This window comes from Embleya sp. NPDC001921 (genome assembly GCF_053594475.1).
This window is the reverse complement of record NZ_JBSFEO010000033.1, coordinates 107,819-121,500: the sequence shown is the minus strand read 5'-3', so window position 1 is coordinate 121,500 and position 13,682 is coordinate 107,819. Positions and strand designations below refer to the sequence as shown.

The following is a 13,682-nucleotide window of genomic DNA, read 5'->3' as shown; positions in this document are numbered from 1 at the left end:
ACGTGACCGGAACCTGGCCCCGTTGCGATCGGTCCGATCGGCGCGCCGACCCGCGCAGGACGCGGTCGGAGGGCCCGGGCAGGTTGTACTCGGTATCGAAGCCTGGGCCGCACCGTCGCGTCCACCGCCGCTGTACCCGTGACGACCAACCCGCATCGCCGGGACGCGGGATTGCACCCGGGCGAGAAGCCCGAGTCGATGACCGTGCAGCCGAATTCGGTCAATGCGGGTGCTTCGCAGGTGAGTTGCCTAACTCGCGTCGATGATCCGGTGCCGGAGGTGGTCATAGGCCCAGGAGGCGAGCGTGGTCGGGGTGGTGGTTCGGATGGTGCGCGGTTGTTCCGGTTCGAAGTCTTCGCGCAGGCCGATGGACATGCCCAGTACGGCCTCGACGAGTCCGTCGGTCATCCCGGCTTGGTGGAGCAGGCCGCGCATGGCGTCGTCGGTAACGCGTTCGACGTCGATCCGGCGACCGGTGGCGGCGGTGAGGATTGCGGCGACCTGTCGCCAGGTGAGGTCGGTGGGTCCGTGGACCGCCTGTACGTGTCGTCCGGACCAGTCGGGGGAGAGCAGGCGGGTGGCGGCGACTTCGGCGATGTCGCGTGGTGCGACCCAGGCCATGGGCCGGTCGAGCGGAAGGATCACCTGGAGGAGGCCGGCTCGCAGGGCGTCGAGTTGGAGTTCGAGGTTGGTGAAGAAGTAGCCGCAGCGCAGGTGGGTGACGTCGACGCCGGTGTCGTCCAGGGCGGTCTCGGTGTGTGCCAGGCCGTCGATCTCGCCGGCGCCGTGGCGCTTCTCGGCGCCGACGCTGCTTTGGAGGACGACGCGGCCGATCCGGTTGGCGGTGACGGCGCGGACCACGCTTTCGGTGGCGCGGGCGTAGTCGGCGAGGGGGTCCTCGCCGCCGGTGGTCGGGTCCACCCAGAACAGCGCGTCGACATCCTTGGTGGCGGCCACGACCGCGTCGGCGTCGTACTGGTCGACCCGCGCCGCGTCCACCTCCTTTCGAACGTCGGGAGCCAGCCGGTCGGGTTCGCGCAGCAGCACGCGCGGCCGGATCCCGGCGCGAATCAGCGTCGCCACGACGTGACGGCCGACATTGCCGGTCGGGGTCGTGATCGCGATCTGCATGAAATGTCCTTCCTTCGGCGGCGCAGGCGGCGCACTTCAAAGTAGGCGCGGAGACGGCCTGAGTTTGTCCTCCTTTCCTGGAAAGGCCGACGATATGCCGGTCGACCCGACGATCGGGACCTCGACCTTGCTCACGCTGCCGCGATCGCGGGCGAGTCGACCGCCGCGGACCCGGCCAAGTGCTTCGACCCGAGAAGCTGACCACCGGCTTCGGGCGTTCCACGACACGCCCGTCCGCTCTGCCGCCAAGCCCGCTCGGTGACGTCGACACTCATGTGCGAGTAGATCACCCGCCTCACGGGTCCCTTCGCGCGGGGAAACGGGGTCGGATGTCGTGGTGGGTGCTACGTTCGGCGCATCGCGCGGTCGATCGTCCGATCTGGCGTGGCACGTTTGACGATTGTGCCTCCGACGTCGAACTTCGGCCGCGCTCCTGGTAGATCGTCCGCATGTCCATCATTGATGGATACCGTCGGCCGATACTCGGTGGTGACGGGGTCCCGGGGCTACGGAGCAGCGGACTCCGGCAGGTTGGGCGGAATGGCCTGGGGGCTCGCACCGATGACCGGTGAGTGCTCGCCGCTCGACCGTTCCCCGACTCGGCCCGCGACCGAGGCAGGTGTCATGGTGGAGGCGAGGATGTCGACGACGGGCAGGATGATCGTGGGTTTCGCCGTCCGATGTGACTACGGACGGTCCTCCTACGAAGAGGTGGCCGTCGAGGTCTCCAAGGCGTTGGGATGTGAGTTTCAGGAGGGTGTCCGCCATCGTTCGTTCGCATTGATGGCGGAGGTACTCGGTGTGACTTTGGCCCTGTCGCCGTGGCGCGGGATGGGTGGGAAGCGGACGCTCCGTCTCGACGGCGAAGTGACGGAGACCGGCTTCGTCGAGCATCCCGGTCCCTTCGATTTCACCGCCGTGGACATCAGCACGTTCCTGGCCGACTTGCTGAATATCCGTACGGGACGGGCATGGTACGTGCCCACACCTGCCGATTACGCGGCCGAATCGGCTCACGCTTTGGCCATCGACGCCGCCCGGGAGTGAGGCGACGGCCTTCGACTCTGCGCCACCCCCTCGGTTGCAGGTGGTTTCGCAGGGTTTCAAGAGGCCTCCGTTTCACGCCCCATGGTGACGGTGATCGCGGGGGCAACCGACCCCAGGTACAGCCGGAGAAGCATCCATCCAGGCGCCGAATCGTCCGGATCCGACGTCGCTGTCGCGAGGTTGTGCAGGATTCGGTTCGGTGGGCCGCCGAAGTCCGCTCATCGGGCGGAAGGCGGTGTCGACCGCAACTTCCCTCGCTCGTGGGCGACTTCGGGTTCAGGCTCGAAGTTTCCCAGGCAGGGCGGGAATATCGACGTCACTGATTCACAGAACCGATTCATTGAATTCGTGCCATCGAATCGAGGCAAGTAAAAATACGCCATAATGCCATCGGTGCGGCCGGCTGAAAATCGTGCTATCAATCGTTTGTCTCTCCGCGCTCTCGCCGAAGCGATCAATGCGCGGACAAGTGCACTCGAAATCGGGGAAGCGCGATGTCATCCATGGTTCGCAATCGTCTCTCACAACGCCTTGCCGCACTCTCCGTGTCGGGAGGATTGCTGGTCGGCGCGCAGCTCGGCACGGCGACGCTCTCGGCCGCCGCCCCGGTTCCCGAGCTGACCTTCGACAGCGGCACCGAGCGACTGAACGTACGCCCGGGCGACACGGAGAACGTGATCGTCAGGGCTCCCAAGGGAGACACGGCCACCTTCACCTTCGACAAGGCACTGGTCGGGGTGACCATCAAGCCAAGCTCCAACTGCTCCGGCGGCGGCCTGGTGTACACGTGCGCGGCCAACACCACCGGGCTCGACAGCGAGTTGTGGAACTTCGCGCTCGCCGCCGGCGCCGGTGTCACGATTCCGCAGAACGTGAACCTGACCGTGGTGGACAAGAACGGCAAGACCGTGAAGGGCACCATCTCGGTGAATCACCGGAGCCAATTGGAGCCGCTGGCCCAAAGCCTCGTCTACGTCGACCCCAAGACGGGCGTTGTCCAGCAAGGCGGCGTCCCATTCAAGGTGACCAACCTGGGAAAGGACCCGAGCCCGGCGTCGTTGAAGATCACCGCCGTTTCCAATGTGCGATTCACGGGACCCTCGACCGGAGACGGCTCGTGCGAAGTGCAACCCACGGTTGTGCAATGCGAGTTCGACGCGATTCCGGGGACCACGGGTCAGGCGGCATTCAAGGTGCCGGCGGTCTTCTCGGGCAAGACACAAGACCTCAAGCTCGAGGTCACCGGTCCGAACTGGCAGCAGGACCCCGCCCGCGCCACGTCCGAGACGCACTACACCAGCGACATCCAGACAACGCCGACCGCTTCACCATCGGCCACGCCCACCGGGACCGGTTCGCCCGCACCCAGTTCGTCCGCCACCCCGACTTCGGACTCCAGCACCTCCGCGGCGCCGGTTCCGGGGGACGACGACGGGGGCGATCTTGCGGAGACGGGCAGTAGCGGAAAGGAAATCCCGCTGATCCTCGCGGGTGCCGCACTTCTCGTGGTCGGCGCCGCCGCCGCGCTGTACGCCAGGCGCCGGCGCGCCTCGGGAATCGCCTGACGACGAGGGCACGCCCGGTGGGGCCGGTCGTCGTGACGAGCGATGGGTAGACCGTCGAGGTTGCCCCGCCCTACTTTCGGCCCCGCATCGGGCGTCGCCCCGTTCGTTCCAACCGTTCGACCACGTCACGGCGCAGCAGGCGACCGAGCCCCGCGCGCTCGATGCGACGCGCCAACACGGCCGTCGTCGTCCCCAGAGCTTCGGCGGTCGCGACGAGGTCCCAGTCGTGCTCGTGCACCCGGCTCAGCAGGTAGCCGCGCTTGACCTGACCGGCCGTGAGCCGGAACGTCTTGCAGTACGCGATGCGCCCCGTGTCGTCGGTGATGGTCTCGCCGATGTGGTTCTCCTCGTTCAGCCGAAAGCCCGGGAGGAACCGCGACAGGGTGAAGGCCCCGAACCGGTAGACCGTCTCCCGCTGATAGGTCACATCGCCGAGCAGCCCCGCAGCCATGACATCGTCGTGAAACCGCGCCCACTCGAGCGACTGGCGCAGTGCCTCACTGCGCAGTTCGGTGAACGAGGAGACGCGGTCGGCGTCGATCGAGGCGGTGAACTCGGGGACACGGTCGACGTGGGTGGCGTAGTGGAGGAGGGTCGCGCCGTACATGTCGTTGAGCAGTGTGGAGTGCAAGGCGCGGTAGTCGGCGGGGTGCGGCACCACGAAGAGACTGGCGAGCGCGTCGGCCACGTACAGTGCGACGCCGCATTGACCGGGATGGATCTCGAAGACGCGAAGCGCGTCGGCGAGCCCCTTCACCCACTCTCCGTGGAACTCGTCTTCGACACGCGGGGACAGGCCGTTGCGGATCGCGGTGTCGGTCCATTCCTCCCATACGTACGTGGGGCCGCCGAAGTGCAGGGCCAGGTAGCCCTCCATGGCCAGGTGCATCGGCAGGAAGCGCAGCCGATTCGGCTCGACCAGGCGGGCCATGCGGCGGATCGCACGAGCCGACACGCCCACCCTGGCCCGGCGCGGATCGGTCGGGCGTTCGTGCACGTGCGTCCCGAATGCCGCCGTCGGATCCTGGCCGTCGCTCCAAGCCGCGACGAACGCGTGGGGGATGAACGACGCGTAGGTGGTGCCGTTGCCCACGTCGACGATCGCGGGATCGCCGGCGGCGTACACCCGACGGTCCAGGCGCAGCCCGGCGATCGGCGTGTCGCGTACCAGCGGTACGAGGCGGACGGCCCCCCATACTTGTGCGGGACGGGTGGTCAGCCCCGCGAGGTCGATGCGGTTCGGAGTCACCATGCCGCCGCTTTCGTGCCGGTCAGGAACTGTTCTTGACGTGTCGTCAGATATCGGTTCAATTCCTCGATGCCGATTCGTCCGGTGGCGAAGCGGGCGAGTTCGGCGAGTGCGGGAGCGTCCTCGGCGTTGCGAATGCCGACGGTGGGTACGTTCGGCGCGAGTCGGCGCACGTCGAAGTTCGTCGCGTCATAGACCGGGTTGAGGTGGACCACGGAGGTGCTCCACGCCGTGTCGAGACGCTCACGCCACACCCTGAGTACCTCCGCCGCCAGTTTCGGAGGCGCGTTGTCCCAGCCGTCGGAGACCACGAGTACCCATTGCGGGGCCGGTTCGAGGGCGTCGAGCAGTCGATCGCCGAGAGGGGTCGGCCCGGAAGGGCGCACCATCAGCGGGTCGCGCGCGCCCGAGGTCCACGACATCGTGTACGACGCGGCGAGAGCCTTGAACACGTAGTGGCACGCGAGCGCCACCGCCAACGGGCGCTGCCGCTTCGCGGTGGACCCGAAGGAGGAGAAGCTGTCGTCGAGCACGGCCGTGACATCGCCCCAGGTGCCGGCCGCCGGCCCCACGGCTCGGCGCGCCGCGAGGGTCATCGCGGTGTGCAACTCGGCGTGCCGCAGGGCGCGTTCGTCGAGAGGGAGAGACAGGACATAGGACGCGAGGCGGGTCGGCGGCATCATGGACAGGTCGGTGCCGAGCGACCCGACTCCGAGTCGCTCCGCCGAGGAACGCAGCCGCAAGCGCTCCAGGCGGGTCAGGCGCGGCTCGATGCGCTCCAGGAACTCCACGCGGCGCACGCCGCGCCGCGCCGCGAAGCCTTCGGCGACCGTGTAGGGGAGGTCGTAGAGAGCGCTCGTCGAGTAGTGCGCCTGCCGCCAACTCTCGAACAGCGGTGTCTCGAACGGTCCGAGCCGACGCGGTGACGCGAACAACAGGGGTGTGAACTCACCCGGCGCAGGCAGGTGCGCGTGCCGTGTCGCGGCCTTCACCCCGGATCGGTATTTGACGGCGTCGAAGACCGGATCGGGACGCGCCGTCACCCAGTCGCGGATGATCGCGCGGGTTCGTCGATTGTTCACCCCCAGCCCGGCCAGTTCCCGAAACAGGCGGTAGACCCGTTGAGGCGCCATGTGCTCCAGCCGCCGGGCGATCAGCGCGCCTTCCCGCCGGCGCACGACTGCGGGCGCTTCGCCCACGGACGACAGCAGCCCTCGGATCATCAGGGCGGCGTTGTGGTCGTTGATGTCGAGCGCGAGGCACGCGGCGTACAGATCACGGTAGTTGCCGAGCATGTAGGCGTGCAGGAATTCGAGCGATCGCCGTTGCTCCGCGGCGCTGTCGCGAAACTCGTGCTGACCGGTGGAGGCGACGGCTCCGTTGACGAACATCAGCACGTCCTCGGCGGCGAGCGACTCGTGACGTTCCACCTCGTGTTCCCCTTTTCGATGGGGCGCGGGGACGAGAAACCGACCGGGGAGTCAGAGGGGCGAACTGCAAAGGATCCGTCTTCGCCCTGCGAAGCGGTGTCGAAAGTCGCACCGAAGTCCCGCGGTCGGTTGCCTGAAGTCTAGCCACATGAGGGAACGGAAGTCGCCCTGTTACATCGCGCTGATGGGCACAGGCCGACCGGCTCGGTGGATCGCGAACCGTTGCCACTGAGGAACCAGGAAGACCTGTGCCCGTTGTCGTTGCCGTCGTGCGTACACTGCTCTCACCCGAGACACGCCTCGGTTCGAGGCGAACGTACCGACGGCCGAAGCCCTTCAACTCTCGGAGCCCCCGGGGCGGAAGCGGTCGGGCAGGCTCCGCCAGGCACGGGCGAAGCCTGGGGGATAGGCGGTGAGCGGAAGCGCGCTGTGGAGTTTCGGGTGGTAGTCGCCGATGACGGGCAGCCGATCGGTGACGCAGGCGGCCGCGAGTATCGTCGCCTGCCGTCGCAGGTGGGTCAGGGCGAAGCGTTCGGCGCCTTCCTCCGTGGTCCACTCCCGGTTCCAACCGTGTCGGTCGCCGTCGAGGGTGGCGTCGCCGGCGAGGCGTTGCAGCCAACGGAGCCATGCGGCGGCCTCCTCCGGCCGGGCCGCCCCCTCGCGGTCCGTGGGACTGCGCAGGAAGCGGTACCACGCGGCGGGGAACCACCACGGTCCGAGCGCGAAGTCCCAGGGCTGCCGTGGGCCCGGCGCAGATGGGGGAGAGGGATCCCAGAACGGCTTGGCCACGGCGCCGATCAGGGTGTCGGGCCCGTCTCGGGGAACGTCCGGTGCGGCGAGAGCCTCGTGCAGTCGATCCCACAGCACCTGCGGATCGACGACGAAGCTCCGCTGATGGGCCGACGGGAGCCGCAGGGGAACCGAACGCGTGACCGATCGGCCGGTGTCCGATTCGACGCTGTGGTGGGGCAGGCGCTCGACCCAGCGAAGTCCGTCGTCTTCGGACCGCAATTCGACGAGGGCCCGTTCGTCGGGCTCCGGCAGCGGAATCGGTATCCCCCTCGCCAGATCGGGCAACGACAATGTGTGTGCGAGCATTTCGTCCTGCCCGTTCGACCGGGAGATGTGGCACAACGTGGTGGAGATGCAGAATTTGCCGCTCTCGGCGACCGCGACGCCGGGGCCGCTGGTGCCCAGTCGGATGTGGTCGGCCTGCACGCCGGCCAGGCCGGGTGCGTGGAGCGTGAGTCGACACAACTCCGCTCTCGACCCGGCGATTTCCGTGACAACGACAAGGTGATCGTCGAAGAACTTCATGTATGGCACGCCCGTCACGTAGTCGGCCCGCTCGTTTGTCAGCGGGACGGCGATGTGTCGATGTGGTTCGTCGAAGTGCACCCAGCCCTGGATCCGGGGCAGGTCCGTCAGACCGTCGCCCGCGAGCCTGAGCCACACGGCGACCCACGTGTCACCGTCCTCGTCGGGAGGGAACGTGTGCCGTTGGACCCAGGCGACGCGGTCCCGGTCTACGACCCCCGCCATGACTTCGATCGCGTACCCGTCCGGTGGTCCCGGCGTAGCCGCGTCACGGTCCTCGCCATCCCACCACCACGCCGGAGGTGGGAACTCGCGCAAGGGGCCGTCGATTCCCAAGGCGTGCCCGATCACGGTGAGCAGGTCTTCAGGCACCGGCCGCACGATCCCTTGTGCTCCGATCGCCGCCGCCTTCCAGCTCCGCCAGGAACGCGCTTGCCGAAGCGGCCTCGACGGCGTCGATCCGCTGGTAGATCGAGACCGCAGTCCGCATGTCCGCCAGTGCGGCGACCCGGTCGCCCATTCCCGCCAGCGTGCGGGCTTTGCCCTCCAGGGCCCGTGCCTCTTGCGCCCCGCTGCCAACGGCGCGGGCCAGTTCCAGGGCCTCCCGAAACGTTGTCACGGCCTCTGCGGGACGCGACGACTCGGTAAACAGTGTGCCGATGCTGTTCAGAACCTCGGCTTCCGACCACAGCTCGCCGCATTCTCGTAACAGGTGCAGGGACTGCTCGAACAGGTCGGCGGCGGCCGGATATTCCCCGCCGGTCAGCCGTACTCGGCCCAGTTCGTGGAGGAGGAGAGCCCGCGCGAAGGACTCGTCGGAGTCGGTCAGGTCCAAGGCCCGCTCCAGCAGGTCCACGGCTGCCTGACCCCCGGTCGCCAACTGCGCGCAGTCCAGTTCCAGGTCCAGGCGGATGGTGATCTGCCCGGACAGGTCGCCGAGGTCGAGGTACAGGTCCAGGGCATGCTTCAGCAGGCCGGCGGCGGAAGGGGAGTCCCCGCACATCCCCCGCGCCAGGCCCAGTTCGCGGAGAGCGTCGGCCTGCGCGAGCGGATCGCCGAGGTCGGTGTACAGCTCCAGGGCCCGCTCCAACAATTCGGCGGCGGTCTGGTGGTCCCGGGCCTCCGACCTCACTCGGCCGAGATCGCTGAGGGCGCCTGCCGGCCCAAGGCGGTCGCCGATGCGGTGGGCGATGTCGGCCGCTTGTTGGTGGAGGCGGGCGGCTTCCGGCCAGGGACCGTACAGTCGCCGGAACGCGGCCAGGGCTGCGGTGGTGCGGATCACGTGTGTGGGGCGATCGTGGCGTGCGGCGTGGTCGAGGCAGGCGATGAGATTGGGTTGCTCGGCGCGCAGCCAGGCCAGCGCCGCGTCGCGATCGGGCAGGGCGGGACCGGTCACCCGAGGCTGCGAAGGTTGTCGAGGGCGAGGGATGACGTCGAAGAATTGGGCGGCGGCCTCGGCGGTGTGTTGGTAGTGGTTCAAGAGCCGGGTGAGGGCCTGTTCGCGTGTTTCGCGCGGATCGCGGTGCGTGGCGAGGGTGTGGGCGTAAGCGCCGAGCAGGTTGTGGAATCGGTAGCGGTCGGCGGTGGTGCCGGTGAATCCGGTCACGAGATGGGCGGCGTGGAGTGCCGCCAGTTCTCGGCGGGCGCGGGTGAGAGGGACGTCGGCGAGGGCGGCCGCCGCGTGGGCATCGATGTCGGGGCCGGGGTGCAGGCTCAGGCGGCGGAACATGCGGCGCAGGGAGGGCGGCAGGCCGCGGTAGGACATCTCGAAGGCCGCCGCGATGGCAGGGTCTCCGTGGGCCGGTTCGGCGTGGCGGTCCTTGATCTTCGCGAATTCCTCGGCGCAGTCGGCCGGGTTCCATTCCGTGCGGGTCGCGATTCGTCCGGCGAGCAGGGTGATGGCGAGGGGGAGATGTCCACCGAGGTGGACGATCTTCTTCACGGCGCGCCGGTCGACCGTGGGCGGGTGGCGAGCCAGGGCGGTGAAGAGGAGGACTGCGTCGTCTTCGGGTAGGACGTCGAGTTCGATGGTGTCGCTGACATCGAGTTCGGACAGGTGGTGGCGGCTGGTGACCAGGACCAGGCAATTGTCGGCGCCGGGGCCGGGGAGGAGCGGTGCGACCTGCTCGGCGTCGGCGGCATCGTCGAGGACGAGCAGCACTCGGCGTCCGACCAGGCGGTCGCGCCACAGCGCGGCGCGCGCGCCCGGCGTGTCGGGGAGGTGGGCGTTGTGCAGGCCCAGCCCTTCCACCAGGAGGTGGGCCAGGACGGCGGCCGGGTCGGCCGGGTTGTGGTTGAGGGTGTGTGCGTGCAGCCGGACGAGGTACTGCCCGTCGGGGTAGCGGTCGGTCAGGAGGGCGGCGGCGTGGGCGACCAGAGCCGTCTTGCCGACACCGGGCACACCGGTCACGGCGAGGACTTCGACCGCCTTCGGCCCGATCGCCGCGTCGGTGTCCCCGGCGGCGGCCAACAGCCGGTCCAACTCCGCGCGGCGGCCTATGAACTTGGTCATTGCTCGCTCCGGGGTCCATGTCGTGGTCGGCGGCGTCTGCCTCTGCCTCGATCGAGCCGTGCCGGCTACCGAGGACTCAGTGCGTACGCACGCTCGATGGTCTGGGCCATCGTGTTGCCGGCGGAGTCGCGAGTCGTGGTGCGCAAGGCGACGAAGTCGCCGTCGCCCGAACCCGGGGGCGGGAGCACGGCCACGAAACGTCCGCCGCCAACGGGCATGGAAGTCAGCCGCTGCCACGTCGTACCCTCGTCGAGCGAAGCCTCGATCGACGTTGTCCGCACGCCTGCGGTGTTCGTGCCCTCGACGGTCATCCGCAGCACGGACGGGCGACCCCTCGGAACGCGGTCGTCGGTCCCGAACTCCCCGTCGACCCGAGTCGCGAACAGCGGGGCCACTTCCTTCGCACACTCCTGCTCGCTGGGCCGCGACGACACGAAGGTCCACTCGGCCCGGACCCGGGTCGCGGTCACCGCCTTGTCGCGCTGGGCCTCCAGACGCATCGTGTATCGCGCCGGGCTCGAGAGCAGACCGCCGAGTTCCGCCGAGGACGGGGTGTCACTGGAGGACACCTCCAGGCCGTCCCGAAGAAGCGTGACCCGACCGGTCCAGGGCCCTGCGGTCGCCGATCCGGCGTGCCCCGGGGTCGACGCTGAGAAGGGATGGATCTCCGCGTAGATCGCGTCGCCGCACCGGGCGCTCGCGACGACCGGCGAGAAGGCGGGTGCGTTCCACCTCTCGACCGTGCGTCGACCGGGAACGTATCCGGTGGCGGGACCCACTTCGTATCCTGCGTCGGACTGGAGATATCCCGACCATGTCAGGTTCGGGCCGGCCGAGAAGTACTCGGTCATGGTGCCCGGGATCGCGACGTCGTGGAACCATCCCGAGCCGTATCCGCTCTTGTCCAACTCCGACAACCGGGAGAGCGTACCCGGCATCGAATCGTTGTCACCGTGGATCCGCGTCTGTACCTCGGCGAGGTCGCGGGTGCGCACCCGGTAGGACGGATCGCTCGGAATACCACCCTCGTGCAGGAGCGTCAGGTTGTACGCGGTTCGCGCGTCACTGCGGAATTCGCGCATGACGAGCGAGTACGACCTGGATGTGACCTTCTCGGTCGGGACCGCGTACAACAGGGTCGTGGGGTCGGTGGCGGCAATGGCGCCCTCCTGCGACACACCCGCGATCGTCTGGGCCAACGACAGGCGTCGTAAACGCAGGCCCGCGGCGGAGTTGTCGAGGTCGACGGTGACCGGCATGCCCGCTCGGGCGTCCAAACCGAGTGAGACGTTCTGCGAAACGGTCACCTCGGGGACGCCGGCGATGGTCCAACTTGCCGCGTCCTCGCCGGCCGGAGTGCGGATCATCGAGTCCGCCGCGTACCGGCCCTTCGGAACTCGAACGACGAGGGAGTCGCCCATGGGGGTGGGCCGGAAGGACTCGCCGGTGTGGAGGTCGACGAGCCGTACCGCGCTCGTCCGGGGCAGAGCACCGTTGCGATCACGCACGTCGAAGGTCACGTCGTACATCTCGGACTCCGCATAGGCGCTGATCGGAACCCGCACGATGCGACCACTCGCACCGGTTGCCAGCAACGTCGCCCCCAAAGGTGCCTGCCCGGCTGCGGCTGCGGTGAAGGTCACCGTGACGTGGGCGGTTCCGTGGGCGGGCACCGTGACCTGCGCGCTGTCGACGGCTATCGGGGCCGCTCCGTCCACGCGCAGGTCGAGCGTTTCCGGCGTGTCGCCGTCGTTGCGGAGGGTCAGTGGGTGCGTGAGGGGGTTCGCATGCGGCCATTTCGAGAACAGGGAGAGGGTGCTCTGCTCCGCGAATACGTTCTGGGTGACGGCGCGGGTGACGTCGACGCGACCGGCACCCTGGGCGAATACAGCGGTGTCGGGCGTGGGTTCGGCAGTCCCGACCAAAGCGGCCTTGAGACGATCCGCACGCCATGTGGGGTGCTGTTGCGCGAGCAGCGCCGCCGCGCCGGCGACATGGGGAGTCGCCATCGAGGTACCGCTCAGGCGGGTGTGGGACTCGCCGATGGGCACACCGGCGTGCGTGTCGGCCGCGCGGGCCGCGGCGATGGCCACGCCCGGCGCGGTCACCTCGGGTTTGAGCGCCTGGTCGCCCAGGCGTGGTCCCGTGCTGGAGAACGGGGCGACGGACCCGTCGCGGTCGATCGCACCGACGGTCAACGCCGCGGTGGCGGCACCCGGGGCGCTCACCTTCCCACCGAACAAACCGTTGTTGCCGGCGGCGACCACGAACAGCGTGCCCGTGGAGGCGGTGAGCCGGTCGAGAGCGAGAGACATCGGGTCCTTGCCGTTACCCGGCCCGGATCCCAGGCTCATGTTCACTACGCGGGCACCGTTGTCGGTCGCCCATTGCATCCCGGCGATGATGCGGGATTCGCTGCCGAAGCCCTCGTCGTCGAGCACCTTGCCGATCAGCAGGGTGCTGTCGGGTGCGACTCCCTTGTACGGGCCGGAGGTCGTACTCGATCCGCCGGTGACGATCGAGGCGACGTGGGTGCCGTGTCCGTTGCCGTCCCGGACCCCTTGCGCGTTGTCGGTGAAGTCGGCGGACTGCGCCACCGCGTCGACGAGATCGGGGTGGGTGGCGTCGATTCCCGTGTCCAGGACCGCGGTTCGCACGCCTTGTCCGGTGTGGCCGGCCTGCCAGGCCGAGGGTGCGCCGATCTGCGGCACACTGAGTTCCAGATCGGCCGCGACCCTGCCGTCGAGCCAGATCCGGGTGATCCCGGGGGCCGCCGCCCGGGTCTGCGACGATCCCGTGGTGACCGACTGCCAGAACTCGCCGGCGGTCGACTTGGGCTCGGCCACGGCACGCGCGCCGATACTGGGCAGTTCCCGGCCCGGTCCCCCTCTGAGGGCCCTTTGATCATCGGACTGGATGATCAAGGGAATGGTGGGTCGTGACCGGTCGTCGTAGCGTGCGCGGAGCAGACCGGTCACATCGAACAGCCGGGCGTCCAGGACGCCTTGGTCCATCAGGGCAAGTGCGTCGGCCGGCAGCACGGACACCGACGTCCCGCTCCGCCATTGCGTGAACGCCATCCCCGCACGGCCGGGGCCGGGCTCGACGGACACTCCCGTGACACGTCCCCCCGAGAGCCGATCGACGCGGACGCGATCGCCGGTCACCAATGTGACGTTGTCGTGGGCGTCGCCGGTCTCCGCTCGACCGGTCGGTGTCCGGTTGCCCGGCGCCGATGGTCCGACGGCCGACGCGCCGCCGCCGGACACCAGCGTCGCCGCGAGCGCGATCGCCGCCAATCCGAAGCCTGTCGACGTCTTGCCGGATCGCCTTCCGTACCGATGCACGGCATCCTTTCGTGGATCGTTGAGCGGCTGTACTCGGCCGCGGTCTGTCGTTGAGTGCGCGAGCGACGACGTATCCATCGCGCC

8 protein-coding genes are annotated in these 13,682 nt (G+C 68.7%); 2 read left to right on the top strand and 6 right to left on the bottom strand.

What is annotated here, in order from left to right; all coding sequences use genetic code 11:
* Nucleotides 1-249: 249 nt before the first annotated feature.
* Nucleotides 250-1,131, bottom strand: a complete 882-nt coding sequence (locus ACWCPW_RS33035) for an NAD(P)H-binding protein (protein ID WP_449765233.1) — start codon at nt 1,129-1,131, stop codon at nt 250-252.
* Between the two features lie 540 nt (nt 1,132-1,671).
* On the opposite strand from ACWCPW_RS33035, the gene ACWCPW_RS33030 reads away from it, so the two are divergent.
* Both ACWCPW_RS33030 and ACWCPW_RS33025 read left to right on the top strand, forming a co-directional pair.
* Nucleotides 1,672-2,178, top strand: a complete 507-nt coding sequence (locus ACWCPW_RS33030; protein ID WP_449765232.1) for a hypothetical protein — start codon at nt 1,672-1,674, stop codon at nt 2,176-2,178.
* Nucleotides 2,179-2,672: 494 nt separating this feature from the next.
* Nucleotides 2,673-3,743 carry a hypothetical protein gene (locus tag ACWCPW_RS33025; protein ID WP_449765231.1) on the top strand — a complete coding sequence of 357 codons (1,071 nt, stop codon included), beginning with the start codon at nt 2,673-2,675 and terminating at the stop codon, nt 3,741-3,743.
* Between the two features lie 70 nt (nt 3,744-3,813).
* On the opposite strand, the gene ACWCPW_RS33020 is transcribed toward ACWCPW_RS33025, so the two are convergent.
* The 5 genes from ACWCPW_RS33020 to ACWCPW_RS33000 form a co-directional block, all read right to left on the bottom strand.
* Nucleotides 3,814-4,995 carry an ARPP-2 domain-containing protein gene (locus ACWCPW_RS33020; RefSeq protein ID WP_449765230.1) on the bottom strand — a complete coding sequence of 394 codons (1,182 nt, stop codon included), beginning with the start codon at nt 4,993-4,995 and terminating at the stop codon, nt 3,814-3,816.
* Nucleotides 4,989-6,383, bottom strand: a complete 1,395-nt coding sequence (locus ACWCPW_RS33015; RefSeq protein ID WP_449765247.1) for a hypothetical protein — start codon at nt 6,381-6,383, stop codon at nt 4,989-4,991. Before ACWCPW_RS33015 ends, ACWCPW_RS33020 begins: the two co-directional genes overlap by 7 nt.
* Nucleotides 6,384-6,758: 375 nt before the next feature.
* Nucleotides 6,759-8,111: a hypothetical protein gene (locus tag ACWCPW_RS33010; protein WP_449765229.1), complete on the bottom strand. Its 1,353-nt coding sequence runs from the start codon at nt 8,109-8,111 to the stop codon at nt 6,759-6,761.
* Nucleotides 8,104-10,251 (bottom strand): tetratricopeptide repeat protein, encoded by a 2,148-nt coding sequence (locus ACWCPW_RS33005; RefSeq protein WP_449765228.1) that lies wholly within the window; start codon nt 10,249-10,251, stop codon nt 8,104-8,106. The genes ACWCPW_RS33010 and ACWCPW_RS33005 overlap by 8 nt, the downstream gene beginning before the upstream one ends.
* 65 nt (nt 10,252-10,316) lie before the next feature.
* A complete protein-coding gene (locus ACWCPW_RS33000) occupies nt 10,317-13,331 on the bottom strand; it encodes a S8 family peptidase (protein ID WP_449765227.1) in 3,015 nt (1,004 codons plus the stop codon).
* Nucleotides 13,332-13,682: the final 351 nt, after the last annotated feature.

Coding starts and splice junctions, on each gene's coding strand:
- ACWCPW_RS33035 (WP_449765233.1), bottom strand. CDS start 1,131: ATGCAGATCGCGATCACGACCCCGACCGGCAATGTCGGCCGTCACGTC.
- ACWCPW_RS33030 (WP_449765232.1), top strand. CDS start 1,672: ATGGCCTGGGGGCTCGCACCGATGACCGGTGAGTGCTCGCCGCTCGAC.
- ACWCPW_RS33025 (WP_449765231.1), top strand. CDS start 2,673: ATGTCATCCATGGTTCGCAATCGTCTCTCACAACGCCTTGCCGCACTC.
- ACWCPW_RS33020 (WP_449765230.1), bottom strand. CDS start 4,995: ATGGTGACTCCGAACCGCATCGACCTCGCGGGGCTGACCACCCGTCCC.
- ACWCPW_RS33015 (WP_449765247.1), bottom strand. CDS start 6,383: ATGTTCGTCAACGGAGCCGTCGCCTCCACCGGTCAGCACGAGTTTCGC.
- ACWCPW_RS33005 (WP_449765228.1), bottom strand. CDS start 10,251: ATGACCAAGTTCATAGGCCGCCGCGCGGAGTTGGACCGGCTGTTGGCC.
- ACWCPW_RS33000 (WP_449765227.1), bottom strand. CDS start 13,331: ATGGCGTTCACGCAATGGCGGAGCGGGACGTCGGTGTCCGTGCTGCCG.